Origin of the sequence: Nocardioides alcanivorans (genome assembly GCF_021555175.1) — a bacterium.
GTDB classification, from domain to species: Bacteria; Actinomycetota; Actinomycetes; order Propionibacteriales; family Nocardioidaceae; genus Nocardioides; species Nocardioides alcanivorans.
The window spans coordinates 1-23,826 of sequence record NZ_JAKGRW010000056.1; the positions used below are offsets into that span (position 1 = coordinate 1).

At 68.2% G+C, this 23,826-nt stretch carries 21 protein-coding genes and 1 pseudogene; 14 read left to right on the plus strand and 8 right to left on the minus strand.

The window, feature by feature from the left end; genetic code table 11:
- Positions 1-860 (minus strand): CoA transferase (locus L1066_RS23605; protein ID WP_235738802.1); only part of this gene is annotated, 860 nt, incomplete at its 3' end.
- Positions 857-2,422, minus strand: coding sequence for an AMP-binding protein (locus L1066_RS23610; protein WP_235738803.1), 1,566 nt, complete (start codon positions 2,420-2,422; stop codon positions 857-859). The genes L1066_RS23605 and L1066_RS23610, both read right to left, overlap by 4 nt.
- Before the next feature lie 163 nt (positions 2,423-2,585).
- Between L1066_RS23610 and L1066_RS23615 the strand changes: the two genes are divergently transcribed.
- Positions 2,586-3,293, plus strand: a complete 708-nt coding sequence (locus tag L1066_RS23615; RefSeq protein WP_235738804.1) for a hypothetical protein — start codon at positions 2,586-2,588, stop codon at positions 3,291-3,293.
- Between the two features lie 46 nt (positions 3,294-3,339).
- On the opposite strand, the gene L1066_RS23620 is transcribed toward L1066_RS23615, so the two are convergent.
- The 3 genes from L1066_RS23620 to L1066_RS23630 form a co-directional block, all read right to left on the minus strand.
- Positions 3,340-4,506: a pyridoxal-phosphate dependent enzyme gene (locus tag L1066_RS23620; protein WP_235738805.1), complete on the minus strand. Its 1,167-nt coding sequence runs from the start codon at positions 4,504-4,506 to the stop codon at positions 3,340-3,342.
- Positions 4,507-4,733: 227 nt separating this feature from the next.
- On the minus strand, positions 4,734-5,816 hold the full coding sequence (locus tag L1066_RS23625) for a Fic family protein (RefSeq protein WP_235738806.1): 1,083 nt from the start codon (positions 5,814-5,816) through the stop codon (positions 4,734-4,736).
- A 105-nt stretch (positions 5,817-5,921) separates the two neighbouring features.
- Positions 5,922-7,532, minus strand: coding sequence for a long-chain-fatty-acid--CoA ligase (locus L1066_RS23630; protein ID WP_235738807.1), 1,611 nt, complete (start codon positions 7,530-7,532; stop codon positions 5,922-5,924).
- Between the two features lie 151 nt (positions 7,533-7,683).
- Here L1066_RS23630 and L1066_RS23635 point away from each other — a divergent pair, with 151 nt between their 5' ends.
- The 3 genes and pseudogenes from L1066_RS23635 (at position 7,684) to L1066_RS23645 (ending at position 10,707) form a co-directional block, all read left to right on the plus strand.
- Positions 7,684-8,643: a T3SS (YopN, CesT) and YbjN peptide-binding chaperone 1 gene (locus L1066_RS23635; protein WP_235738808.1), complete on the plus strand. Its 960-nt coding sequence runs from the start codon at positions 7,684-7,686 to the stop codon at positions 8,641-8,643.
- Between the two features lie 233 nt (positions 8,644-8,876).
- Positions 8,877-10,030: pseudogene (locus tag L1066_RS23640) on the plus strand (acyl-CoA dehydrogenase family protein).
- Positions 10,030-10,707: an enoyl-CoA hydratase-related protein gene (locus L1066_RS23645; protein WP_235738809.1), complete on the plus strand. Its 678-nt coding sequence runs from the start codon at positions 10,030-10,032 to the stop codon at positions 10,705-10,707. The pseudogene L1066_RS23640 and the gene L1066_RS23645 overlap by 1 nt, the downstream one beginning before the upstream one ends.
- Here L1066_RS23645 and L1066_RS23650 read toward each other — a convergent pair.
- The 3 genes from L1066_RS23650 to L1066_RS23660 are packed head-to-tail and all read right to left on the minus strand — an operon-like array spanning position 10,680 to position 13,964.
- Positions 10,680-11,885, minus strand: coding sequence for an MFS transporter (locus L1066_RS23650; RefSeq protein WP_235738810.1), 1,206 nt, complete (start codon positions 11,883-11,885; stop codon positions 10,680-10,682). The two genes, L1066_RS23645 and L1066_RS23650, sit on opposite strands and share 28 nt — an antisense overlap.
- Positions 11,882-12,796, minus strand: coding sequence for a VOC family protein (locus L1066_RS23655; protein ID WP_235738811.1), 915 nt, complete (start codon positions 12,794-12,796; stop codon positions 11,882-11,884). The genes L1066_RS23650 and L1066_RS23655 overlap by 4 nt, the downstream gene beginning before the upstream one ends.
- Before the next feature lies 1 nt (position 12,797).
- Positions 12,798-13,964 carry an acyl-CoA dehydrogenase family protein gene (locus L1066_RS23660; RefSeq protein WP_283095601.1) on the minus strand — a complete coding sequence of 389 codons (1,167 nt, stop codon included), beginning with the start codon at positions 13,962-13,964 and terminating at the stop codon, positions 12,798-12,800.
- 267 nt (positions 13,965-14,231) lie between these two features.
- Between L1066_RS23660 and L1066_RS23665 the strand changes: the two genes are divergently transcribed.
- The 10 genes from L1066_RS23665 (at position 14,232) to L1066_RS23710 (ending at position 23,711) form a co-directional block, all read left to right on the plus strand.
- Positions 14,232-15,827, plus strand: a complete 1,596-nt coding sequence (locus L1066_RS23665) for an ABC transporter substrate-binding protein (RefSeq protein ID WP_235738813.1) — start codon at positions 14,232-14,234, stop codon at positions 15,825-15,827.
- A gap of 88 nt (positions 15,828-15,915) precedes the next feature.
- Complete coding sequence (locus L1066_RS23670) at positions 15,916-16,911, plus strand: ABC transporter permease (RefSeq protein WP_235738814.1); 996 nt, start codon at positions 15,916-15,918, stop codon at positions 16,909-16,911.
- On the plus strand, positions 16,904-17,752 hold the full coding sequence (locus L1066_RS23675) for an ABC transporter permease (protein WP_235738815.1): 849 nt from the start codon (positions 16,904-16,906) through the stop codon (positions 17,750-17,752). Before L1066_RS23670 ends, L1066_RS23675 begins: the two co-directional genes overlap by 8 nt.
- A complete protein-coding gene (locus L1066_RS23680) occupies positions 17,749-18,573 on the plus strand; it encodes an ABC transporter ATP-binding protein (protein ID WP_235738816.1) in 825 nt (274 codons plus the stop codon). Before L1066_RS23675 ends, L1066_RS23680 begins: the two co-directional genes overlap by 4 nt.
- Positions 18,560-19,414 carry an ATP-binding cassette domain-containing protein gene (locus tag L1066_RS23685; RefSeq protein WP_235738817.1) on the plus strand — a complete coding sequence of 285 codons (855 nt, stop codon included), beginning with the start codon at positions 18,560-18,562 and terminating at the stop codon, positions 19,412-19,414. The genes L1066_RS23680 and L1066_RS23685 overlap by 14 nt, the downstream gene beginning before the upstream one ends.
- 2 nt (positions 19,415-19,416) lie before the next feature.
- Entirely contained in the window at positions 19,417-20,214 is a 798-nt protein-coding gene (locus L1066_RS23690) for an alpha/beta fold hydrolase (protein ID WP_235738818.1), read from the plus strand.
- Complete coding sequence (locus tag L1066_RS23695; RefSeq protein WP_235738819.1) at positions 20,211-21,413, plus strand: enoyl-CoA hydratase-related protein; 1,203 nt, start codon at positions 20,211-20,213, stop codon at positions 21,411-21,413. The genes L1066_RS23690 and L1066_RS23695 overlap by 4 nt, the downstream gene beginning before the upstream one ends.
- Before the next feature lie 3 nt (positions 21,414-21,416).
- A complete protein-coding gene (locus tag L1066_RS23700; protein WP_376707728.1) occupies positions 21,417-22,511 on the plus strand; it encodes an AMP-binding protein in 1,095 nt (364 codons plus the stop codon).
- Entirely contained in the window at positions 22,508-22,978 is a 471-nt protein-coding gene (locus tag L1066_RS23705; protein WP_376707729.1) for a class I adenylate-forming enzyme family protein, read from the plus strand. The genes L1066_RS23700 and L1066_RS23705 overlap by 4 nt, the downstream gene beginning before the upstream one ends.
- The gene (locus L1066_RS23710; protein WP_235738820.1) at positions 22,968-23,711 is read left to right on the plus strand and encodes a FadR/GntR family transcriptional regulator; all 744 of its coding nucleotides are present in this window, start codon (positions 22,968-22,970) and stop codon (positions 23,709-23,711) included. Before L1066_RS23705 ends, L1066_RS23710 begins: the two co-directional genes overlap by 11 nt.
- Positions 23,712-23,826: the final 115 nt, after the last annotated feature.

Below are 23,826 nucleotides of genomic sequence, written 5' to 3' on the forward strand. Positions count from 1 at the left end.
CCGCTGCCATCACCGCCGTGCTGCGACGCTTCGAGAAGGCAAAGCGACCACCGTGTCGATACCCGGTGCGTCCAGCGATGGATCTCAACCAGATCTCGTCGGCTGAAACTCGGCCTCGCCCTCCTCGACCATCCAGGCGAGCAGGTCGCCACATCCGGTTCGATCCCGAGTACCCGCCAGCGACGTACCCGTCCGTGGTGGGGGCGACACGGGGCGACGTGAGCGTGTATCGCCGCTGGTCCGACCGGGGGTCGTGCCATGCGGATCCAGGAGACGCACCGGTCTCGAGAGAGGGCCGCGACGGCCTCCTGCACGGAGATCTCGGCGAACTGACCCTGACCGGTGCGTCGACGGGAGAAGACCGCGAGCAGGGCGGCGATGGCAGCGTGGGCACCTGCCAGCTGGGTGGCCTGGTCGCGCGGCGGAGGGGTGGGCGCGGACCCCGGGTCGCCGCCGAGCCATGCCATCCCTCCCGCCGCTGCGGCGACGGCGTCGTCTGCTGACCACCCCGCCCGCGGGCCGGTGAGCCCGAAGGGCGTGACGACGACATGGGCAACGTCCTCCCAGGCCTTCGGCTCGACCTCGCGCAGTCGCGTCGTGCGGAGCTCGGCGACCGAGCCGGACTCGACCACCACGTCGGCGTCGGCGGCCAGTCGCATGATCAGTGCGTCGAGTTGTTCGGGAGCGGTCCGGACGACTCGCTTGCCCGCGTGCCAGTGCAGTCGTGCAGCCTCGCTCTGCTGGGTGCGGTTGTCAGGCTCGATGCGGATCACGTCCGCGCCGGTGCCGACGAGCAACCGGCCGGCCATCAGCGCCAGACCGTCGGTCAGGTCGAGGACGCGGAGCGGGTGGGTGGTCATTGGGCCTCCGTGGCGGTCGGGACGTGGGCCTGGGCGTCCCAGGCGGTCGACGGCAGCCCGAGTTGCCGCAGCGCGGCCCGGTCGACCTTGAGGCTGTCGTTGTGGGGGAGTGCCGACGTCGACGAGAAGAATCTGGGGACCTGGTGGCGGGGCAGTCGGTCGCGGCAGTGTGCCCAGAGAACGGCCGGTTCGACCGCGCGATCCGCTGCCAGGACAACCACTGCCAGGATCTCGTCCTCGGTCAGCTCGGACGGTACGGCGACGGCAGCCGCCTCGACGACGTCGCGATGGCCGAGCAGGACTTCCTCGACCTCTCGGGGATCGATGTTGGTGCCTCGCCGTCGGATGACGTCTCCGAGCCGCCCTTCGATCGCCAGCCACCCGTCATCGAGCCGCGCCCGGTCACGGGTGCGGAACCACCCGTCGTACCAGGCGTCACGAGTGGCCCGTCGGTCGCCGACGTACTCGATGAAGGAGATGCCCTCGCTACGCGGCCTGACGAGCAGCTCGCCGGGCTGACCGTCGGGGACCTGCTGCAGCGACTCGTCGACGATCCGCACGTCGTGGTCCGGGCCGATCCTCCCCGCCCATCCCGGGCGGAGCTCGTCGATCGGCGTGAGTGCGACGTCCGCGAGCTCGGTGCAGGCGTAGGCCTGCCGGAGAGCCACGCCGAACCGGTCGCGGAAGGCGGAGACGAGGGCGGCGGGGGCGGGACCGCCGTACGCGGCCCGGATCCGGTGGTCCCGATCGTGGGGCGTGGGTGGTTGGGAGAGCAGCATGCTGCACAACGCCCCCATGAAGTTGAAGGCGGTGACCTGCTCGTGTCGTGCGACATCGAGGAACCGGGAGGCGGAGAAGCGGGGAACGACGACCATCCGTGCTCCGGACATCAGCGCCGGGAGGAAGCAGGCGTTGCGGGCGTTGATGTGGTGCCAAGCAAAGACGTTGAGGAGCACGTCGTCGGGGCCGTACCCCATGGCGCTCGCGACCCGTTCGGCCTGCCGGATCGGTGCGCCGACCGGCAGCAGCGCCGCCTTGGCCCGTCCCGTGGTCCCCGAAGTGGACATGATCAGCGCGGGGTCGGTCAGCTCACGCGGGCGGGGTGTGAGAGACGTCGTCGGACGTGCCGCGATCGTCGAGGCGTCCACGACCACGAGGGGGCGGCCGGGCCCGGAGAGATCCTGGAGGAGTCGTTGGGCCGCAGCCCTCTGCGGGGATGCCAGGAGCGTGACCGGTGAGGTGAGTTGGATCAGGCGGTTGGCCCAGGCGGGAGAGACGTCAGGGGCGAGCGGCAGTTCGACTGCGCCGAGTGAGGAGACCACTGCCGTGATCACGATCGCGTCCGGACCGGTGTCGGCAGCGGTCAGTACGACGTCGCCCGGTGCGATCGTCGCCTCGAGTGACCGTGCCGCCGACGTCGTCGCGTCCCAGAGCTCGGACGCGCTCCACGCTGGGCCGTCGGCGTACCGCACGACCTCGCGATCCCCGTCTGTGCGGGCACGGTCTCGAAGCACGCTCGCCACGGTCGGCGTCAGCGCATCGGAGGACCGGGCTCGGGACATGACGCCAGTGTGTGGTGGGCCGTCCCTGGTCGCGACCGTGGTGGTTCGCTGGGCGGAACCACGGTGTTTGGGAGCAGCACGGACACCAGGGCTCGGATCCGGCAGACTGCGTAACGTCGCCCCGGAGCAACGGGCTCGCGGGCGGAGAATCCTGGAGACCAACATGTTGCAGGCGGTCGTGCCCGACTCCGTTGCTCCCCTGGTCAATGACTATGGGGACTTCTTGATCACCGACTTCTTGGGTGATCACAAGGACCCAGCCCTTCCAGCGGGGTTCCAGGCCTACCTGGTGGAGCAGCGGGCCCCTGAACTCCGTCCCCACTTCCACGAAGTCGATCAGTTCCAGGTCGTCGTGGGCGGTGACGGCACTCTCGGCCGTGACCAGATCTCCAACGGGGCGGTGCACTACACGGAGGGCTACACGTCCTACGGTCCGATTCGGACGGAGGAACCGTTGGCCTACTTCACGCTGCGAGCCGAGCCGACGACGGGCATCAACTACATGCCTGAGGAGCGCCGCAAGCGGGCAGAGGCCGGCGGCGGCGGTGAACACTTCACCGCTCAGGTCGCCGTGGGGCAGCCGACCGGAGGACAGCTCGAACTCATTGCCCGTTCTCCGCGCGGCGCCGTCGCCTATGCCTGCCACCTAGCGGCTGACGTTGCCCTGACCTCGGCGCAGACTTCGGAGCTTGCTGCGGAACGTGGGTACGTCGTCGTGCTGGATGGCGTCGCGCAGTTGGCGGAGCAGGTCCTGCCGGCACGGTCGATCCTTGCCTTCAGCCAGCCTTCCGAGGTCGCGGGGCTCAGCGCGGCAGCGAGCTCAGAAGGTGGTGCCAGCGTGGCACTCATGACCTTCGCCCCCGCGCGCTGAGCGCAGGGTCGGGCCGCCCCGACGAGGGCGCACGACGAGATGTCGGTCATGGGGAAGCTGCGTGGCCACCGAAGACGGTCGCCATCCTCTCCGCCGACTTGGTGCCCGCGCCCGTCAGCACGACCACGGTGGTCTCGTCGGGACCGATGACGCCGGTGGTGAGGAAGTGGTCGAGTGCGGCCACGGCCACACAGCTGGTCGGTTCTGCGTAGAGCCCGCGCAGGGCGAGCTTGCGGACGGCTGCGCGGATCTGGCCTTCGGCGACCGCGATCGTCGCCCCGTTCGACCGGCGGATCGCCTCGACCACTTCGGGCAGGCGCACCGGGTGGGCGATGGAAGCGCCTTCGGCGATCGTTGGTGGCCGTGTCCCGTGGCGCTGCGGGTCCATGCCGTTGAGGGTGTCGGCGATCGTCGCCCAGTGCTCGGGCTGGCCGACCAGGAGCCGCGGGAGGCGTTCGATCTGGCCTGCTGACAGCAGCTCGCCGAAGGCGAGGTCGCATCCCAGGACGTTGCTGCCGGCGCCCGCGACGAGCACCACGTTGTCCGGTGCGGTGAACCCGAGGGACTCCCACATCTCGTAGGCGATCGTCTTCGTGCCCTGGAGGAAGAACGGGTGCCAGTTGTGGCTCGCGTAGGGGATGCGTACAGCCTGTCGGATCGCCGCCTCGGACACCTCGTCACGAGTCCCCTCGACCAACTCGATCTCGGCGCCGTACGCGCGGGCCTGGAGGATCTTCGCCGCTGACGTCGTGGCCGGCACGATGATCTTCGCCCTGATCCCCGCGGCCGCCGCGTAGGCGGCGACCGAGGCGCCGCCGTTGCCGGAGCTGTCCTCCAGGACGTGGGTGGCTCCTTGACCACGGAGGTGCGTGATCATCACCGAGACGCCGCGGTCCTTGAAGCTCGACGTCGGGTTGAACCACTCCAGCTTGAAGTGCACTCGTTGCCCGTCCCAGGCCACCGGCAGCAACGGGGTGAGCCCTTCGCCCAGGCTCACGCGGTGCGCAGGGTCGAGCGGGATCGCCGCGGCATAACGCCACAGTGATCGCTCCGTCGTGTCGATCTGCTCGGGCCCGATGCCGGGAAGCGGGCTGAACGCGAGCGGAGTGCCGTCGTCGCCGCGCCAACGTGCCCCGTCGAGCGGATAGCGCCTGCCGGACCTGTCCTCGAGCCAGGGCCGAGTGGCTGCGGGGCGGTCGGTCGTGTCGTCCATTGATCTGTCCGGAGCCCTTCGGGTCAGGGAGCTGCGCGCGATCGGCGACTCCAGTCTCGACCACGTGACCGGTTTGCGACACCGCGACCGCGGATCAGTTGGCGGGCAGCGCGCGAGCCAGCCGAGCATGGAGCTCGGGCACCGCCGCGCCGAGGTGTCCGGCGGCGAGCAGACGCGGATAGAGCTTCTTCGGCCACATGCCTTGGACAGATCGGTTGGTGAGTGCGCTACTCGGGGCGAGTGAGAACCTCCAGAAGTTCATGATTGACGAAGAGCCGCTCCCGACCGATCCGAGCGTCGAACAGCAGCCCGGCATCGACGAGCGCTTGCAACCATGATGAGGCGGTCTGGCGGGACACTTCGCAGTGTTCGACAACCGTTCCGATCCGGCAGTACGGCTGCTCGAACAGCACAGAGACGAACCGCGCGTCGCGTCCTCCCACAGTCGCTGCGCGGGCGCGTTCGGCGATGCCCTCTTGGCAGGTGCGAATGGAGGCGATCTTGCGTGTGGTTGACGTCGCTGAGTCACGGACGGCCTCCAACATGAAGTGGATCCATTCGATCCACGCACCCTCGGCAGTCACTGCACGCAGCAGACGGTAGTAGTCGCTCTTTTGGGCGATGATCGACCGCGAGAGGTAGAGAATCGGTTCCGTGAGAAGTCCGGCTTCGATCAGCATGAGGATGTTGATCACCCGACCAGTACGCCCATTCCCGTCGTGAAACGGGTGGATTGCCTCGAACTGGTAGTGAGCGACTGCCATCCGCACCAGTGGGTCGAGGTCGTCGGCCCCGTGCACGAACCGCTCCCAATCGGCCAATTTCGTGCGGATCGTCTCGGCGCCCTCCGGCGGTGCGTAGATGATCTCGCGAGTCGCGGGGTTGGCGATTCGGGTGCCTGGGACCCTGCGTACTTCCATCTCGCGGTCTTGCAAGCGGGAGCAGATGGTAGTTGCTGTTCTGGTGGAGAGCGGGCGAGCGCGAATGGCTTCCACGCCGGCGAAGAGCGCTGCGCGATACCGCAACGCTTCCTTCGTGGCGTGGTCACCGCCACCGGAGTCGACGTGCTTGAAGAGTTCGTCAGCCGTCGTGACGATGTTCTCAATCTCGGAACTCGCCTGTGCTTCAAGGAGTGGGATGGAGTGAATCAACACGTGCGGGTTGGGGAGGAGTTGGCCGGCCTGCGCCAAAGAGGCGAGTGCTGCGCGCGCCTGAATGGTCGCCTTGAGGACAGACTTCGGTTCCAGATCGAGTCCGGGTGGGGGAAGGGCCGGCAGGTCGTTGAACGGCTGCTCCGGGCTCCACGGCATGTGTCGACTCCTTTGACACGTTCCTGGGACATGTTAAAAATCTGGCGAAAACTTAACACGTCCCGCGGACATGTCAGGTTCTTCAACATGTCGCCTGCGGGCAGGTCAGCTGTCCACGACCTCGTAGCTCCGCCCCCGCTCCTCCCGCACCCAGGTCACATCGCTGATGCCCTCGGCGCGCAGCTCACGCTTGAGCACCTTGTTGGTGGCGGTGCGGGGCATCGTCTCGAGGATGCGCACGTAGCGGGGCCACTGCTTGGTGCCGAGGTCGGCCTGCGCCTCCAGGAACGCGGCGAAGGAGACCGGGTCGAGGTCGGCGACGAGCGTGATGGCGACGGCGAGCTGGTCGCCGGTCGACTTGTCCGGCACTGCATAGACCGCCGCCTCGGCGATTGCAGGGTGACGGAGCAGGAGTCGCTCGACCGGGGCGGCGGCGAGGTTCTCGCCGTCCACGCGGAGCCAGTCGGCCGTACGACCGGCGAAGTAGACATAGCCCTCGGCGTCGCGGTAGGCGAGGTCGCCGCTCCAGTACATCCCGCCGCGCAACCGCTCGCTCTCGGCCGCGGGGTTCTTGTAGTAGCCGACGAAGGCGCCGGCCCCCAGGATGTTGACGATCTCGCCGGTCGCCGCCTCCGCGTTGAGCAGCGTCCCGTGCTCGTCGAACTCGGCGTCGGCCGTCTCCTCGCCGGTCTCCGGGTCGAGCACCCGGACGTCCTCGAACGGCATCCCGAGGCTTCCCTCCGGCATCCCGGGCACCCGCGAGACGATCACGGCGCCTTCGGTCGAGGAGTAGGAGTCGACCACGGCGCACGTGAAACGATCGGCGAAGAGATCGATGTCGCGGTCGTTCGCCTCGTTGCCGAACACCAGCTTGAGCGGGTTGTCCGCGTCGTCGGGAAGTTCGGGCGTGGCGAGGATGTAGGCGAGCGGCTTGCCCACATAGTTCGCGTATGTCGCACCGTAGCGGCGTACGTCTGCGAGGAACTGTGAGGCGCTGAACCGCGGGGCGAGAGCGATCGTCGCGCCGACCGCCATCATCGGCGCCCACCCCGCCATCACCCCGTTGGAGTGGAACATCGGCATCGACAGGTAGCCGACGGCCTCATGGGTGAGCCCGAAGCGGTCGACCATGTAGACAGTGGGACCAGCGATCTTCTCGTGTGTCACCTTGACCGCCTTCGGGTCGCCTGTGGTGCCGGAGGTGAAGATCAACATGAAGAGCGTCTCGGGGCGTACGTCGGCCCCGGGGAGGGCTGCGTCCGCGTGCTTCGCCAGTACGCCGTGCCACGTGCTGTCTGCGGCGTTCATCGTGGTCACGGTCGTCCCGGTGCCGGCCAGCAGCTCGGCATGCGCTTCGTCGGTGAGCACGACCTGGCAGTCGCTGTGCTCGATGTCGGCACGCAACGCAGCGCCACGGCGAGTGGGGTTCAGGCCGACGATCACGCTCCCCGAGAGGGCGGCCGCCCCCAGGAGGAAGAGGAACTCCGGGGTGTTCTCCATCAGGACCCCGACGTGCGGGGGCTCTCCTGGGTCGAGGAGGTCGTCGAGGGCGGCTGCTCGCGCGGCCGACTCCTGGAGGTATTCCGCCCAGCTCCACTGCTGCTCGCCAAAGAGGAGCGCGGTATTCGGGTCGTCGGCACGCGCCAGCAGCTGGTCGCGCAGGGTGACGCCGGCGGACTCCAGCCGACTCGTGGCCATGGACGCCTCAAAGCTCATTGCTGTCTCTTCTCCTGGGGTCTGGTCGACAACGGCCACTCTATGCCGAATAGAAATATATTGAAGTAGATCAGTTCGCTGAGATGGACCTGCCGATGCGACTGCGTCTGTCGAGTGCCTCCGTATGCTGGAAGACGACGAAGGGGGCACCATGAATGAGTCATGGGAGGAGCGCTTCGTCGACCACCAGGTCGACAAGGCCTGGCTCGACCTGCGGCTTCGCCTGGCCGACCGGTTCGCCGCGGCTCTCGCCGACGGTGGCATGGAGGGTGTCGGGATCAGTGGACCGACCGGCCAGACCCTGACGGTGCTCGTGGAGGACGGTCGAGTCGTGGTCGTGACCGACGCACTCGACACCGCCGCCACCGACAATGTCGACGAGGCCGCGCACACGATCTATCGGGTGCTCCGCGACGACTGGCAGGTGGTCCACCCCGCCTTCCTCGACACCGACCTGGTGGAGGTGCCCGCGGAGGCACCCAGGGAAGCTGCGGAGCCCGGCCCGGCGGCCGAGGTGCGTGACGGCCTCGTCATGGGCACGGCGGAGTCCACCGAGCAGCTGCACACCTGGGTGGTGGCGTCGCTCTCGAGCTGGCTCAACCGCCGAGTCAAGGTCAACCCTGACGGCACGGTCGTCTGGAACACGCGCGGTGGCAACCTGGTCGTCCTCCGGGTGCACAATGCCGGCCGCATCGAACTGCACGCGGTGTTGGCGCGGGAGGTCGGCTTCAAGCGGGCACACGAGCTCATCGACGAGCTCTCCAAGAAGTGGTTCGCGCTCAAGTTCTTCCTCGAGAGGGACTCCCTGATCGTGTCGCAGCTCGTCATTGCCCAGCCGTTCGTTCCCGAACAGCTGGTGTCTGCGCTCAAGGCGTTCCTGCGTGACGTCGACAAGCTCGACTGGGTCCAGGAGAAGGTCGAACGCAAGCGGACCCAACGGCTGCGCGTCGAGGTCGGTGAACTCACCGAGGCGGTGCACGGCCTTGAGCGGGCCAAACGGAAGGCCGAGCGCGAGCGCGACCGCGCCAAGCGGGCGCTACGCAGTCTCCGCAGGGCCCGCAAGGGCGACGAGTCGAGGTCGGAGAAGCAGAAGAGGCGCGACGACGCCTGACGGTGCACGGCGCTGCGCGGTTGAGCCTCCCAACACGCGGAGCGGAGTGCCTTCTCGGACCGGGGATTCCTTCGAGGAAAATGTCCGAGGTATCGATCATGCGGCGAGCCAGCTTGCCTCTCTGGTTCAAGGCGAGGCCTGTGAGCCAATTGCGCCGGAGCCTTGCGTCCTTTCGACCAATACCTCAGACTTTTCGGTGGAAGGGCATTCGAAATCGTGATCGAGAGGTTCTGATGACCGACGCTGCAGGAGCAGAAGAGCTCGAGGCGCTGCGTGACGCCGTACGCCAGGTGTGCGGCAAGTTCGGGCACGACTACTACCTGGAGACGAGCGCCAACGGTGGGAATGCCCGAGAGCTCTGGGCCGAACTCGGGGCGATCGGAGCACTGGGGGTCGCCATTCCCGACGAGTACGGCGGCGGGGGGCAGGGCATCGAAGCGCTGGCGGTCGTGGCCGAGGAGGTCGCTGCATGTGGTTCCCCGCTGATGCTGATCGCACTGTCGCCAGCGGTGTGCGCCACCATGCTCCGCGACCACGGCAGTGAGGCGCAGAAGCAGGAATGGCTGCCTGGACTGGCCGACGGCAGCAAGGTGTTGGCCTTTGCCATCACCGAGCCCGACGCCGGTTCCAACGCGCACAACATCTCCACTCGGGCGACGTACGACGACGGCGAGTGGGTGATCAGTGGGAAGAAGTACTACGTCTCCCATGTCGACAACGCCGACGCCATGGTCGTCATCGCCGACGCCCGGGGCGGGCCCGACGACCTGCCGGCGGGCCCCAAGGCCTTCCTGGTCCCGACTGACGTGGTGGGGCTCGAACGTCGGGAGATCGAGGTGGAGATCATCTCGCCCGAGCGTCAGTACTCCTTGTTCTTCGATGACGTGCGGGTGCCCGCCGATGCTCTCGTCGCGGGGGAGAAGGGCATCGGAGTGCTCTTCACCGGGCTCAACCCCGAGCGGATCCTCAGCGCGGCACTCCTCAACGGCATCAGCCGCTATGCCATCGACAAGGCCTGTGTCTACGCGCGCGAGCGCGTGGTGTGGCAGCAACCGATCGGCGCCCACCAGGCCGTTGCCCACCCCTTGGCCAGGGCCGAGACGCGGCTGGCAGCGGCCCGGTTGCTGACGCTCGAGGCGTCCCGCGCTGCTGATCGGGGCGAGACCGGGGAGTGGCGGCGGCGATGGCCAAGCTCGAAGCCTCGGAGACCGCGGAGCTCGCACTCGACGCTGCCATCCAGACCCACGGTGGCAACGGAATGGCCCGCGAGTACGGCCTGGCCACGCTGAGTGGCCTGGTGCGGCTCTTCCGCATCGCCCCGGTGAGCACCGAGATGCTGCTCAACCACATCTCCCACAAGGCCCTCGGCCTGCCGCGGTCCTACTGATGTCGGGCATGCACGTCGAACAGGCGGACGGCACGCGCACGCTCACGCTCGACGGAAGCCGGGGCAATGCCCTCGACACGGGCCGATACGTCGGCATCCGCGAGGTTGCTGAGTCGGTCGAACCCGATGAGGTGCTGCACATCCGCGCGGAGGGACGGCACTTCTCCGGTGGTCAGGACCTCGATGAGTGGCGGACCCACGCAGATCGCTCCGAGTTGCTGCGTACCGGGTGTGCCGCCGTACTCGCCGTGCTGCGTTGCCGCGGACCGGTCGTGACGTCTGCGCAGGGCGCGGCAGTGGGTGGCGGCGCCCTCCTCGTCGCGGCGGCCGACGTGGCGGTGGTCGCCGACGACGCTTGGCTCGCTCTCCCGGAGTTGCAGTTGGGCCTTCTCCTTGGTGCCTCCGTAGCGGAACGGCTGCTGCCGCCCGCGACCGTACGCCGGATGCTGCTGACCGGTGCCCGGGTGAGCGCCGCCTCGATCGCCGGGAGCGGTGCAGCCGTCCTGGCCTCGCGGGCAGATCTCGACGCCACGGCCGTCGAGCAGGTCGCCACCCTGCGTGGGCTCGACCCGGACGTCACTGCCTCCGCCCGAAGGGCTTGGGGCGACGGAGAGCGGGAGCGGACCGCGCGGGCGTACGAGTCGGAGGTTCAGGCCTGTCTCGACCGGATCTCCTGATCCGCTTCGCGGGAGGCGGAGAGGAGGCGGCGCGTTCCGGGCACGATCCAGCAGGCGAGGGCTGCGGCGAGCACGCCACACCCGGTCAGCACCGATGCCAGCGGGAAATGACTCACCAGGGGCCCGGCAAGCAGTGCTGACGTGGCGAGGGTGCCGAAGGCGACCACCAGCCAGGCGGCGTAGATCTCCGCCTGCCGGTCCTTCGGCGAGATCACCCCGATCAGGGTCGCGGCTCCGAACAGGTTGAGCCCGGCGCCCGCACCCAGCAGGGAGAAACCCACCAGGACCGTGCTCGCCGTGGATCCACTCGTTCCCAGGGCCAACACGAACCAGCCCAGCGCCGCCAACGGTGTGCCGATCAGGAGCGCCGGGACGTGGCCGAGCCAGCGGCCACCGATCTGGGCGACGGCCACGAGCGCCAGGGGCAGCGCAACCAGTTGCCCCACCGCTGACTCCGAGCGCCAGCCCAGCTCGTGCGCCACCAGGGGACCGAACGCGCCCACCAGACCGAAGAGCGTGTTGGTGACGACGATGGCGGCTGCCGCGAGGCCCCAACGCGCTGCGATCTGCCTGGGCACCCGCAGTCGCCGCACCAGCCGTCCCGGCGCGCCGGGCGGCGAGGGCGCCTCCCGGCTGAACGCCAGTGAGATCAGCGGCACCAGCAGCAGCGCGAGCACCACCAGGTAGGGAGTCAGCACGGGCCGCGGGAGGTGCTCCGCGAGCGCCCCCGCGACGAAGGGCCCGACGGCCACCCCCAGGCTGACGAGGAAGGCGTTGAGGAAGGAACCGGCATCAGCACCTCGCGGGTGCAGCTGCATCAGTGCGGCAGCGGCCGCCGCGGTGATCAGGCCCGCCGCCATGCCGTGCAGCAGCCGGCCGCCCACCAGCATCGGCAGTCCGGAGGCGAACCCCAGGATCAGCATCGCGAAGGTCATCACGGCCAGGCCGATGAGCATCGTGGCGCGCCGCCCGATCCGATCGGACAGTCCGCCCAGGCCGAGCAGCACGACGACCACTCCGACCGGATAGCCGGCGAAGGCCAGGCTGACGTCGCTCTCCGACATCCCCCACCTTGCCTGGTAGGCGGGATAGAGCGGCGTCGGGGCATAGCTCGCCACCATCGCCACCAAGACCAGGCTGCCCGCGCCGACCAGGATCCGGCCGCGCGTGGTGGTCACGCCAGAGCCCGTCGCTCGCGGAAGACGAAGGTGGCTCCGTACCTCGAGGTGAAGCCGATGTGCCGGATCCCGTCGAGGGTGAGGTCACCGCTGAGGTGCCCGTGCTCGCTGCCCGCGAGCCGGCCCGCGAGGCCGTCGAGATCATCCATGGTGCAGACCGCCACCACCCGGCGCACCTGTTCCGGGTCCCGGCGACGCCCCGGGACGGTCTCGGCGAACTCGAGTCGGGCGTTGCGGGATCCCGGCCCGCGGAAGAGGGTGCCGGTGAATCCCTCTCCCGGAACCAGCCCGAGCATCCGCTCGACCGCAGGGCCGTCGAACCGGCCGTCGAAGTAGGGGTGGGCCCCGAGCACGTCGGTCGCGAAGCGTCGGGCCCCGGGCAGGTCATCGGTGAGGAAGACCGCCGCGACCACTTCGCTGACGGCCTCGGTGGAGTCGTGGTCGATGACGCAGCGGGTTCCCCGGGGCCGGTACTGGACGAAGGCGTGCAGCAGGCCGGAGTGGGGTTGCGCCAGCATCCGCTCCCGCACCGGGATGTCGGTGCCGGGCAGGGAGTAGTGGACGGCCTCGGAGAGGAAGTCGCCGCCGTGCTCGGTGACGTCGTCCTCGGTGGCGGCGGCGTCGCGGAGATAGAAGTCGAGCGCGTAGGGGCCGGGCCGGTCCGGTCGGCCCGCGGGAGCCGGCGAGGGCAGCCCCGGAGCCTCCACCAGGCGGATCCATCCCCCGGCGCTGTGAGGTTTGCCCAGCAGCACCTCGCGCGTGGGGGCCTCCGTCAGTCCCCAGAGCGCTCCCCACCGAGGATCGGGTACGTCGTCACTCACCAGCGCGAAGCCGAGCCGGTCGCGGTAGAGGCTCACCAAGGGGTTGAGATCAGGCGCGGGCAGCACCAGTTCATCGATGCCGTCGAACATCTCAGTAGCTCCTCGGCATCCCGAGGGCTTCGCCCACGAGGTTGCGGATCATCTCGTTGCTGATGGGACTGAACAGCTGGAGCCGGGCGTCGCGGAAGAACATCTGCATCCGGGACTCCTCGGCCAGGCCCATGGCTCCCATGGCCCTCATGCCGCGGTCGACGATGCGCGCGGTGGTCTCGGAGGCCACCAGCTTCGACATCGCGGACTCGGCCACCGAGCTCCTGCCGTCCTCGATCCGCCGCACGGTGTCGTCCAGCAGGGACCGGGCTGCGGACAGCTCGGCGGCGGAGTCGGCCAGCGGATGCTGGATCGCCTGGAGCGCCCCGATCCGACGGCCGAAGGCTTCACGTTGCAGTGCGTAGTCGCGATGAAGTTCGAGCGCGCCGCGCCCGATCCCGATGCTGATCGCTGCCGCCATCACCCGTTCGACGTCCAGGGCCCGCGACAGGATCCGGAGGCCACGTCCACGGCCCCCGACCGGTGTCTCGTCGGACGCCACGGCATCGGTCAGCGTCACCTCGCAGGTGACGGCCGCCCGCATGCCCGCCAGGTGCACCCGGCGGACCTCGACCCCGGGCTGGTCGGCGGGTACCGCGAGCAGGCTCAGGCCGCGCGACGGATGATCCGGGTCGAGCGGATCCGTGCGACACAGCACGAAGATCGTGTCGGCCTCGCTGGCCAGGGAGATCCAGGTCTTCCGGCCGTTCACCAGCCAGCGCGAGCCGTCGTACCGAGCCGAGGTCCGCAGGCGGAGCAGGTCGGTGCCGACGTCGGGCTCGCTCAACCCGTAGCTCACCACGTGGGTTCCCGCTGCGATCTCGGGGAGCAGGGCGCTGACGGGGCCTGCGTCGGCCTCACTGAGCATGCGCATGGCCATGCCGCTCAGCACGTGGTCGACGGCGAGGCTGGGAAGGACCCGCGCGATCTCCTCCGTCACCGCGACACTGTCGCCGACGGTGCCGCCGCTGCCGCCGAGCTCCTCGGGCGCGCCCAGGCCGAGCAGCCCCGCCGTGCCGAGTCGCTCCCAGAGGCCGCGGTCGAATCCGCCGGTCCGGTCGATCTCCAGGGCCCGCTCGTCGGGCAGCTCTCGGCCCAGGAGACGACTGGTCATGGCGCGGAGGTCACGTCGGGTCTCCGGTTCTGTTTCCGGCACGAGACGAAGCATCACTTTCCTCCGCGTTATGTAAAAGTCTGGTTAATTGATTCCGGCTGTTGGAGCCAGTTCGCCGATCGCCGATGACTCAGAGGAACATAGGCAACTGAGCGGCGATCACGCTCAGAGTAGGGGGACAACCGGAAGAATCCACCCCCGCCGCATCATCATCGAATCAGTCCTCCCACTCTCTTGCGCGCGTGACTCGTCTCACTTAGTGTCTATGTCTGACATATAAGTCGGCCGTCCGGGTCGGCCATCCAGAGAGACGGAGTCGAGATGCGTTCGAGAAAAGCTCGCGGACTTGCGGTGGCGGCCGCCGTCGCGCTGACGGCGGGAGTCCTGGCCGCCTGTGGTGGCGACTCCGGCGGATCGTCGTCGGAGCGTGACAAGACGCTGGTCATGGCCTGGTCGGTCGTCCCGCCGCAACTTGACCCGATGGTCTACACCGGAAATACGGTGGTCTATGCCACGGACGCCACTCTCTCGGGGCTGCTGGAGTACGACTACTCGAAGGCCAGTGACGACAAGGTGATCGCCACCGACGAACTGGTTCCCGCCCTGGCCGAGTCGTTCGAGACGAACGAGGACCGCACCGAGTTCACCTTCAAGCTGCGCAAGGGGGTCAAGAGCCAGTACGGAAACGAGATGACCGCCGACGACGTGCTCTGGACCTTCGAGCGGTTCCTGTCCGAGCCGACCAGCATCCAGGCCGGCGCCTTGATGACGCCGGCCAACGTCGACCTCGAGAACGCTGTCGAGAAGATCGACGACTACACCGTCAAGTACAACCTCACCGCACCCTCCTCGATCGGGCTCTCGATCCTGGCCTATCCGCTCATGGGCATCCTCGACTCGACCGAGGCCGCCGCGCACGCCACCGACGACGACCCGTATGCCGGTGAGTGGTTGGCAACCAACTCCGCCGGGTTCGGTCCCTACAAGCTCGACTCCCTCAAGCCGGGTGAGGAGATCCGCCTGTCCCTGAACGAGAACTACTGGGACGAGACGCCGTACTTCGAGGACGTCGTGATCCGCAGCGTCCCGGACGGCGGGAACCGGGCGCAGTTGTTGATGTCGGGCGAGGTCGACCTGATCGCCGAGCCGCCGATCGACCAGCTGAAGAAGATCGACGAGAACGGTTCCACGACCGTCAACGTCCAGCCCGACGCCAACCGGCACAACTTCAACCTCAGCATGAAGGACCCGGACCTGAAGAAGCCGCAGGTCCGCAGGGCAATCAACATGGCGATCAACCGCGACGCCATCGTGGAGTCGGTCTACCAGGGCTACGCCAACGCCGCGTGGACCCCGGTCCCGAGTTCGATGATGGCCGACCAGGAGCCGATGATCGAGTACGACCCGGCACAGGCCAAGCAACTTCTGAGCGATGCGGGATATCCCGACGGCCTCAAGTTCGAGATCTCGATCAGTTCCGAACGCCCCGGTCCCTACGCCGAGAACATCGCTCGACTGATCCAGAGCGACCTCAAGGAGATCGGCGTCGAGGTCACGATCAAGAACATCCCGTCGCCGGCCGACTTCGAGGAGGCCGTCTCCCAGCAGTCGCTGCAGGCCTACCTCTACACCGATCGGCCGAGCCAGCCGGACCCGGGCTTCTCGATGTTCCTCTACAACGCCTCCGGCTCGGTGCTCAACAAGGTCGGGTTCTCCGACCCCGAGTTCGACGCCGTCGTGGCGAGGGCACTCCAGCTCGACCTCGGCGCAGAGCGTGACGAGGTGGTCGAGGAGGCGCTCGGGATGCTGCGTGACAACCAGCCGATCTTCTCCCTGGTGGAGATGCCCGACATCACGGGCGAGGCAGCGGCCCTCGAGGGCCGCATCGGGCTCCCTCCGGTGGTTTCCCGTTCGTGAACATGAAGCGAGGCTGACGCATGGCCCTGAGCACAACACCGGGCGTGGCGATCAGGAAGCCCCCAAGGCGTCCGGCCCCGTCCGTCTGGTGCTGGCTCGACTGGGCTTCCTCGTTGCGGCTCTCTTCGGTGTGGTGACGCTGTCCTTCCTCCTGGTCAGCGTCACCCCCGGAGACCCCGCTGAACTCATCGCCGGGCCGATGGCCACCCAGGACCAGGTCGAGCAGATCCGGACCGACCTGGGGCTCGATGACTCCCTGGGGAAGCGGTACGTCGACTACATGACCGGCCTGGCGCACGGCGACCTCGGGACGTCGTACTTCTCCAAACGGCCCGTCACCGACGAGATCCTGGAGAAGTTGCCGGCGACCTTGGAGTTGATCTTGTTGGCCGTGCTCCTCGCCGCGGTGCTCGGCGTCGCCACCGGAGCACTCGGAGCCTACTTCCGGGGCCGCTGGCCGGATCGGCTGAGCAGATTGGTGACCGGCGTCTTCCAGGCGATCCCCGACTTCTTCCTGGGACTCATCTTGATCTACACGCTCTTCTTCCTGGCTGGAGTCGCACCGTCGCCCACCGGACGCGTGGGCATCCTCGAGCAGGCACCGGAGAAGGTGACCGGCTTCCACACGATCGACTCCCTGCTGGCCGGCGACCTGGCGCTGTTCGGTTCGGTGGTGGGGCACTTGATGCTTCCGGTGCTCACCCTGGGGCTCGTCTATGCGGCGTACTTCGCCAAGACCGCCCGGACCACGATCGGCAAGTCGTTGAACTCCCAGCAGGCACAGTTCGCGCGCGCACTCGGGCTCCCGGAACGAACGGTCGTCCGCTACGCCTTCGTCGAGTCGCGCACCACGATCGTCACCTACGCGGGCGTCATCTTCGCGTCACTGCTCGGCGGGGAGGCGATCGTGGAGCGGATCTTCTCCTGGGACGGGATCGGGCGATGGTCGCTGGAGGGGATCATCAAGCTCGACGTCCCGGTCGTGCAGGGCATGGTCCTGGTGGCTGGAGCCCTCACCCTGATCATCTACACGCTGCTCGACATCGTCATCGGCCTGCTCGACCCGAGGATCTCCCATGCCTGAGGTGTTCACCGCGTCCAAGCGAAGCGTCCTGGCCAAGGTGGTGCGTCAGCACAAGGCCGCCTCCCTGGGCGTCGCCTTCATCATCGCCCTGCTGGTCGCCAGCCTGGTCGCGCCCTTGCCGCACGACCCTCAGGGGACCGACAGCTCGGCCACCTTGGCCGGGCCCTCGGCCGAGCACTGGTTCGGCACCGACGGCGCCGGGGCCGATGTCTTCAGTCGGGTCATCGACGCGGCGCGGATCGATCTGTCGCTGGCACTCGGGGGCACGCTCCTGTCCTTGGTGCTCGGGGTGCTGCTCGGGCTCGCCGCCAGCACGAAGGGCCGCGGCAGTGAACGCGTCGTACGCGCCCTGGATGCCTTCCAGGCCTTCCCGCTGCTGATCCTGGCCCTGGCCCTGGTCTCGCTGTCGGGCAACAAGCTCTACATGGTCGTGGTCGCGATCGCACTGATCAACATCCCGCGCTACATGCGACTGCTGCGCAGCGAGATCCTCTCGCTGCGTGAGGCCCGCTTCATCGAAGCCGCGATCGCGATGGGCGCGCCTCCCCGCCGGATCACCTTTCGCCACCTGCTCCCCAACGTGTGGGGCGTGATCCTGGTGCAGACGACGTTGACCGTCGCGAACGCGATCGTGGTGATCGCCTCGCTCTCCTTCCTCGGCGTGGGAGTGAGCGCCGACAAGTCCTCGTGGGGCGGCATGATCCGGGCCGGCTCGAGCAACATGTCGTCGGGTGAGTGGTGGATCGCGACCTTCCCCGGCCTGGCCGTGCTGCTGTGCGTCCTGGCCTTCAACCAGCTCGCCGACGCGATCGGCGACACCACCGCCAGGAGCCACCGATGACCGGCGACGACCTCGTCCTCGACGTCCGCAACCTCGCTGTCACCATCGACACCCCGGACGGCGTCGTCCACCCGGTCAAGGGCATCGACCTGTCCGTTCGTCGCGGCGAGATCGTCGGCATCATGGGGGAGTCGGGCTGCGGGAAGTCGACGACGATCAAGGGCATCCTGCGCTTGCTGGGATCCAACAGCCACGTCACTGCCGACAGGATCGAGCTGGTCGGTCGCGCCGACCTGACCCGTGCCGGCAAGCGGGAGATGCAACGGATCCGCGGCCGTCACATCGGCTTCGTCGCGCAGAATCCCTTCGGCTCCCTGAACCCGATCTATTCGATCGAGCGGCAGTTCTACGAGTTGCAGAAGGCGCACCGGACCGGGGTGGGCAAGAAGGAGTCACGCCGGATCGCCTTGGAGATGTTGGCCGGTGTCGGCATCGTCGGTCCCGAACGGGTCCTGGACGGCTATGCCCACCAGCTCTCCGGCGGCATGGCACAACGGGTGGTGATCGCCCTCGCGACCACGCTCGGCCCCGGCCTGCTGTTCGCCGACGAGCCGACCACCGGTCTCGACGCAACGGTCCAGGCGCAGATCCTCGACCTGATCTCCGACCTGGTGCGTCGCGAGGACCGTTCCATGGTGCTGGTGACCCACGACCTGGGCGTGATCGCCCAGTACTGCCAGAAGGCGGTGGTGATGTACGGCGGCGAGGTCGTCGAGTCCGGTGACATCGTCGACGTGATGGTGAACCCGAAGCATCCCTACACCCGCAAGCTCATCGGCTCGGTGCCCAAAGCAGGGGAGAAGCTCAGTGTCACTCGTTGAGGTGGAGTCCGCCGTCAAGACCTTCGCTCCGCGGCAGCGGGGCGGCGACCCGGTCCGTGCCCTGCGCGGCGTCTCGCTGACCATCGACGAGGGGGAGACGCTGGCGGTGATCGGCGAGAGCGGATCCGGGAAGTCGACCCTGGGCCGGGCCGTGCTCCGGCTGCTCGACCTCGACTCGGGAAGCGTCCGCTTCGACGGGACCGAGTTGGCAGGCCTTGACGCGGCGGCAATGCGCGCGAAGCGCGCAGACATGCAGATCGTCTTCCAGGAACCCTACGAGTCGCTCAACCCGCGGCTGTCGATCGGGTCGATCGTGGCCGAGCCCCTGCAGATCCACAAGCCACAACTGGGAACCCAGGAGGTCCGCAAGCAGGTGCTTGCGACCCTGGACCGCGTCGGGCTGCCCGAGGACGCGGCGCGGCGCCTGCCCGGGGAGCTCTCCGGAGGTCAGCAGCAGCGGGTCGGCATCGCTCGGGCGATCATCAGCCGCCCCCGTTTCCTCGTGCTCGACGAGCCCACCTCGTCGCTCGACCTCTCCATCCGGGCCCAGGTGCTGGCGCTCCTTGCGGAGCTGCAACAGGACTTCGGCATGGCCTATCTCTTCGTCTCCCACGACATGCACACCGTGGAGTGGGTCAGTGACCGGATCGCGGTGATGTATCTGGGCGAGGTCGTCGAGACCGCGCCGACCCGCAAGCTCTTCGACACGCCGGAGCACGCCTACACCCAGACCCTGCTCTCGGCCCGGCTCTCGGCCGATCCACGCGAGAAGCACGCCTACAAGTCCTTCGCTGCCCACACGGACGTGGTCGCGACGCCCGACGCCAACGAGGAGCAATGAGAATGCGCAGGGGTTATGTCGATTCCACCTGGGGACAGGTGCACTACCGGGCAGCAGGTGAGCACGGTCCGCTCGTCGTCCTGTTCCACGAGTCGCCGCTCTCCTCGAAGGTCTTCGAGGAAGTGCTTCCGCTTCTGGCTCCGCACTGCCGCGCCGTCGCCTTCGACACCCCGGGGTACGGCGCTTCGGACCCGCCGCCGACCAACGGCTTCGAGATTCCCGACTACGCCGACGTCCTGTCCGGCGCGATCCGGGCGCTGTACGCCGACCCGGACGACCTGATCGTGGGTGGCGTGCACACGGGCGCCTCGATCGCGGTCGAGGTGGCGCGGCTGCATGCCGACCAGGTCCGTGGAGCGGTGCTCTCCGGGGTGGCGCTCTACACGCCCGACGAACGAGCCGAGAAGTTGGCCAGCTGGGCGCCGCAACCGCAGGTCGACCTTGCCGGCAGCCAGTTCGACTGGGCCGTGGAGCGTTACAACCGGATCTGGCCCGGGCTGACCCCGGCGATGCTTCAGCTGGCCGTGGTCGACGTCATGTCGGTCGTCGATCGGTACAACTGGGGCTACAACGCGGCCTTCCGGCACGATCCGGCGCCGGCGCTGGCAGCCATCACGAGCCCGGTGCTCCTGCTCGATGCCGAGTTCGACCTGTTGGCCGACAAGGACGCCGCGGCGCTGGAGACGGCGCCTGCTGCGCGGCTCGTCTCGCTGCCCGGCCTGCACGGGCAGCCCCACCTGCGTGCGCCCGAGGAGTATGCGCGACATCTGGTCGACTTCGTCGAGGAGGTGGCGCGATGACGGTCACGCGCCACCGCGTCGAGGAGCAGGTCATGCACATCCTGCTCGACGGCGCCGACACCATGAACAGCCTGACGCCGGAAGCGGTCGACGGACTGGAGACAGCCCTCGACGCAGCAGAGGCGGACGACGACCTACGGGCCGTGGTGATCACCGGTGCCGGTGACCAAGCCTTCTGCGTCGGCATCGACATCACCTATCTGGGCGCCTGCTTCGGTGATCCAGAGGGGGTCTTCCTGCCGTTCATCGATCGCCTGCACGCGCTCCTGCAACGGATCGAGCGACTGTCCGTGCCGGTGATCGCCCGGGTGAACGGTCTGGCCCGCGCCGGCGGCTTCGAGATCCTCCTGGCCTGTGACCTCGTGGTGGTCGCCGCTGACGCACGCGTGGGCGACATCCATCTGGAGTTCGGCGTGCCACCGGGGGCCGGCGCCAGCCAACGAGCGGCTCGCAAGCTCGGTGACCAGCGGGCAAAGGCTCTGATGCTCACGTCGATGTGGCTCGACGGCCCGACGATGGTCGAATGGGGGCTTGCTCTCTCCTCGGTGCCACGCGACGTCCTCGACGACGAGGTCGAACGCCTCCTTGCCAGCCTCCGCGGGCGGTCGCGGCCGGCCATCGCGGTGACCAAGTGGGCTGTTGGAGCAGCGGCGAACCTGTCGCTCGCCGAAGGCCTGCGTCACGAGCGGGAACTGTTCGCGCGCCACCTGACGGGCTCGCCCGATGCTGCCGAAGGCTACTTGGCCTACGTCGAGAAGCGGCGTCCGCACTGGGGAGGGCCGATGTCAGTCACCTCGGTTGAGACCGGATCCTCGGACCTCACTCCCGGCCTGGTCGCCGACCTCATCGAGACCGGGGGCTACACACATCCCTTGTTCCACGCTCGCTCCGACACCTCGGACCCGGCAGGCCCGCCCCTGCCGGGGCAGGCGGTGCTGCTCCTGGCCGGCGGACTGGTGGAGCAGTCGGGGCTCCTCGATGACGCGGTGGCGATGGTCGAGATCCGCAGCGTCCGCTTCATGGCCATGGTCCGAGCCGGTGCGCGGATATCGGTGCGGATCCGGCCGGGGCACGCGAAGCAGGTGAGCGCCGGGCGCTGGATCCAGGAGTTCGGCTGGCAGGTCGTCGATGGCCAGGGGGACCCGGTCCTCGAAGCGACAGTGGTGATGTTGATGAACTCAAGAGTCGAGGTGGACTGAGTCGTGGGAACCAAACTCAACATGGCGAGCGGGATCCGCGAGTTCGCCAGGGCGTCCCCGCGCAGGGTGGCGGTCGTCGACGGAGATCGACAGCTCACCTTCGCCGGCCTGGACGACCGCTCCAACCGTCTGGCGACGGCATTGCTCGCCCAAGGAGTCCGGAAGGGTGATCGGGTCGCGGTGCTCTCCGCCAACCGACTCGAGTACTTCGAGATCGCCACGGCACTCGCGAAGATCGGGGTGGCGATGGTGCCGCTCAACTCCCGGAACTCCGCCGAGGACAACGCCTTCATCATCCGCCACTCCCGGTCTCGCACGCTGTTGCTGGACCCCGCACTGGCAGCTGGGGCGGAGCTCGTTCTCGACGAGCTCGACCTGGTGCTCGCGTTCGACGGCGGCGGCGACGTGGGTCGCGACTACGACACCTTCGTGGCGCAGGGCCGGGCCACGGACGCCAAGGAGGACATCGGCGGCGAGGACATCTTCTGCATCACCTACACGTCCGGCACCACCGGTCGTCCGAAGGGAGTGCTGCTCACCCACACCGGCCGCACGCTCACTGGTTACGCCACGGCTCTCGAATACGGACTCGGGCCGACGCGCAACACCATGGCGGTGGCACCGATGTACCACGGAGCCGGCTTCGCATTCGGATACGCCGGCCCACAGTTCGGCGGTACCACGGAGGTCCTCAGGAGCTGGGACCCCGAGCAGTTCCTCCGCATGTTGGAGCGTTCCCGGACCAGCACGGTGTTCCTGGTCCCCACCCACGCGCAGCAGATCCGTCGGATCTGCGAGAGCCCGGCGTCGGCGTACGACCTCTCGGCACTGCAGACCCTCTACTTCAACGCAGCGGCGCTGCCCGTGGAACTCAAGAAGTGGGTGCACGAGGCCTTCCCGGGGGTCGGCGTGCACGAGCTGTACGGCTCCACGGAGTGCTCGGTCGTGACCGACCTGCGCCCCGAGGACTCGCTCCGCAAGGCCGGGAGCGTGGGTCACCCGTGGTTCATGAACGAGGTGAAGCTCCTCGACGATGCGGGCCAGGAGGTCGCACCCGGTGTGCCGGGGAGCTCTTCGCCCGCTCGCCGATGCTCATGAAGGGTTATCTCGACGACCCGGAGGCGACCCGCGCGGCGACCAACGCCGAGGGCTTCATCACCGTCGGTGACGTGGCGGTCTGTGACGACGAGGGGTTCATCTCGATCGTGGATCGCAAGAAGGACATGATCATCGCCGGCGGTGTGAACATCTTCCCGCGGGAGATCGAGGAGGTCGCCGCGCAGCACGTCGATGTCGACGAGATTGCGATCGTGGGGGTTCCGGACGAGACCTACGGCGAGCGGATCGCCGCCTTCGTCGTGCCGCGCACGGGACGCATGCTGGAGACCCGGTCCGTCGAGGAGCACGTCCGTGCGGCGATGGCACGTTACAAGGTGCCGCGGGAGTGGTACGTGGTGGACAGCCTCCCGCGCAATGCGGGTGGCAAGATTCTGAAGCGGCAGATCAGGGACGACTATGTTCAGGGCATGATGGGTGCCCAGACAGGGGGAACAGATGAGCGGTGAAGGAGTTTCGGTACGCCGCTCGTCGCGTCCCGGAGGCCTGACAGTCAGCAAGGTGCGTCCGGCCTACCAGCAGGTGGCGGACCAACTCCGGGAGCTGATCCTCAGCGGGTCGCTCTCGTCGGGGGACCGACTGCCGCCGGAGACGGACCTCGCAGGGACCTTCGGAGTCAGCCGCAGCACGGTGCGGGAGGCACTGCGGGTGCTGGCCTCCCGCGACCTGATCCACACCACGCGGGGCACCACCGGGGGCACCTTCGTCAGCCAGGTGCGCATCGACAAGGTGAGCGACTACCTCGAGACGAGCATCGGGTTGCTCTCGGGCAGCGACGACGTCACGGTCGCGCAGATGCTCGAGACCCGCGAGGTGCTCGAGGTGCCGGCGGCTCGTCTGGCGGCGACCCGGCGGGGTGAGTCCCATCTCGAGCAACTGCGTGAGGCTGTCGCGCGGGAGAAGGCCAGCCGGGGCCGTGCCGGACGGTTCACCGAGCACCGCACCTTCCACCAGGTGATCGTCGAGGCGTCGGGCAACCCGCTCCTCGCCATGGTCACCGAACCCGTCTATCGCGTGCTGCAGAACAAGTTCCTGTCTCCCGACGTGCCCGACAACTTCTGGGGCGACGTGGACCACGACCACGAGGACATCCTCGCGGCGATCGAGGGCGGTGACGGCGATGCGGCGGCGGAGGCCATGCAGCGTCACCTCTTCGGCCTTCGCGGGGCCTACTCCGACTGAGTCGGATCCACCCACGCAGTCGGACGAGCGAGCGGTGCCCGAATCGGGTCACCGCCCTGTGGCATGCCCTCCTCGGGTCAGGATATACGATCGACATATGGGTCTCAATGGCATG